At 73.0% G+C, this 2,099-nt stretch carries 1 protein-coding gene; it reads right to left on the bottom strand.

The annotated features are described in order from the left end of the window. Positions 1-2,099 (bottom strand): beta-ketoacyl reductase (locus AB0B29_RS37665; protein WP_362247272.1); only part of this gene is annotated, 2,099 nt, incomplete at both ends.

Below are 2,099 nucleotides of genomic sequence, written 5' to 3'. Positions count from 1 at the left end.
GCGTCGGTTCCCGAGGCGACCAGCTCCCACAGGTCGTCGGGCGTGGCCACGCCGCCGGGGTAGCGGCAGGCCATACCCACCACCGCGATCGGCTCGTCCGATGCGACGACGGTCCGAGCGCCGGTGTCCCCGCGGCCGGCCGCCGCGGGCGGCTCGGTCCCGAACAACTGCTCGCCCAGGTACCCGGCCACAGCGGCCGGAGTCGGATGGTCGAACAACAGGGTGTTGCTCAGGCGCAGGCCCGTGGCGGAGGCCAGCCGGTTGCGCAGTTCCACGAGGGTGAGGGAGTCGAACCCACCTGCCCGGAACGCCGTTTCCGCGTCGACGGCCGTGGCCGAGCCGTGCCGAAGCACCGAGGCGGCCTCCGTACGCACCAGATCCAGCAGACGGAGCTGCCGCTCGGCCGCCGAGAGCTGCGGCGACAACCAGACGGGCACGTCGTCCGGTGAGCCGTCGGCAGCGGATACGGCGACCGCACGGGCCGCCGGGATCCTGCCGAACAACGGCAGCTGGAAGCGGCGGGGCGCCGAGGACGACAGGAAGGTCTCCCAGTCCACGTCGGCGACGACCAGGGTGGTCTCGTCGGAGCGCACTGCCTGCTCCAGCAGGTCGAGTGCCTGTTCCGGCTCCAGTACGTCGATGCCGTCCCGTGCGAAGGACCTCGCCCCGTCGCCGGCCGCCATCCCGGAACCGGCCCACGGCCCCCAGGCGATCGACGTGGCGCGCTGTCCCCGCGCCCGCCGCCCATGGGCGAGCGCGTCGAGGGCCGCGTTGGCCGCCGCGTACGTGGCCTGCCCGCCATTGCCCCACACCCCGACGATCGAGGAGAAGAGCACAAAGGCGTCCAGGTCGAGATCGGAGGTCAGTTCGTCCAGGTGGCGAGCGGCGGTGGCCTTGGCCCGCAGCACCGCGTCGATGCGCCCGGAGGTGAGTCCGTCGAGCACTCCGTCGTCGAGCACCCCGGCCGCGTGCAGCACAGCCGTCAGCGGGCGGTGCTCCGGGATCGTGGCGAGCAGAGAGACCAGTGCGTCGCGGTCGGCGGCGTCACAGGACGCGACGGTGACCTCTGCGCCGAGCGCGGTGAGCTCGTCGACCAGCTCGGCCGCACCACTGCTCCCACGACGTCCGGCCAGCAGCAGGTGAGGCGCTCCGGCCAGGGCGAGCCTGCGCGCGACCTGAGCACCCAGCGCCCCCGTGCCGCCGGTGATGAGCACGGTCCCGGAAGGAGCCCAGTCGTGCCGCACGGGCCGGCCGGGCGCGGGAACCACACGCCGGACGAAGACACCGGAGGCCCGTACGGCGACCTGGTTCTCCGCGGCGTTCGAGACGAGCACCCGCGCGAGCCCACGCAGCGCGGCCGGAGCGGGATCGGCGGGCAGATCCACCAGGCCGCCCCAGCGGTCGGCGAGTTCCAGACCGGCGACCTGGCCCAGACCCCACAGCTGTGCTCCCCCGACGGACGGTGCCTCACCGGCCTGCGCCGCCACCGCCCCGCGAGTGGCGACCCACACGGGAGCGTCCGATCCGGCGTCGCCCAGGGCCTGGAGCAGAGCCACCGCGTCGGCAAGACCTGGCTCCGCAGGCGCGAGCCACAGAACCCGCCCGCATGGCTCGGCCCCTTCACAGGCGGCTCGGAGCAGCTCGGCAATGGCCTCCCGCCCTGCGGACGCCGGTAAGTCGAGCCGCTGGACGGCAGCCCCATGGCCGACGAGTTGCTCTTCGACGCCGACGAGGATTCCGGCATCCGCCGGATCGCTTCCGCCGAGGAGCAGCCAGCGCTCCGTCGAGGCCACGGAGTAGTCCTCGGCAGCGGCCTCCCATGCGACGCGGTAACGCAGCCGATCGGCCCCCGACGGACCACTGACCTCGGCGACCCTGACCGGCTCCATCCAGTAGCGGTCGCGTTGGAAGGGGTAGGTGGGCAGGTCGAGGTGGTGGGGTTGGGGGGTGGTGGTGTGGAGGGTGGTGGTGTGGCCGGTGGTGTGGAGGGTGGCGAGGGCGGTGGTGAGGGTTTCTGGTTCGGGGTGTTTGCGGTGGAGGGTGGGGATGGTGGTGGGGTTGTTGAGGGTGTGGTGGAGGAGGGTGGTGAGGGTGGGGTG

The organism is Streptomyces tibetensis, assembly GCF_040647715.1.
Classification (GTDB): domain Bacteria; phylum Actinomycetota; class Actinomycetes; order Streptomycetales; family Streptomycetaceae; genus Streptomyces; species Streptomyces tibetensis_A.
The sequence above is the reverse complement of the archived record's forward strand: the minus strand, read 5'-3'. Positions and strand labels throughout refer to the sequence as shown.